The organism is Neokomagataea anthophila, assembly GCF_018122595.1.
GTDB lineage: Bacteria > Pseudomonadota > Alphaproteobacteria > Acetobacterales > Acetobacteraceae > Gluconobacter > Gluconobacter anthophilus.
This window is the reverse complement of sequence record NZ_JAGRQH010000177.1, coordinates 1-228: the sequence shown is the minus strand read 5'-3', so window position 1 is coordinate 228 and position 228 is coordinate 1. Positions and strand designations below refer to the sequence as shown.

General features: G+C 50.4%; 1 protein-coding gene. It reads right to left on the bottom strand.

All coding sequences use genetic code 11. The features are described from left to right. Positions 1 to 51 precede the first annotated feature (51 nt). On the bottom strand, positions 52 to 228 hold a 177-nt coding region (locus tag KB213_RS12405; RefSeq protein WP_211683569.1), incomplete at its 5' end, for a hypothetical protein.

Here is a 228-nt window from a genome sequence, read left to right as displayed (position 1 = left end):
CCGCCAGCAGTACTGACGGGGTATTTACGTATCCTAAAGAGGATGGAGCAATCAGGAAGACTGCGCCATGATATCTTCTGCCACGTTGCGCGGCACTGGATCGTAGTGATGGAACAGCATGGTGAAGGATGCACGACCCTTCGTACCAGAACGCAGATGTGAAATGTAACCAAACATTTCCTTCAGCGGAACATGCGCACTGAACATAACCGTAGAACCTGACGTATC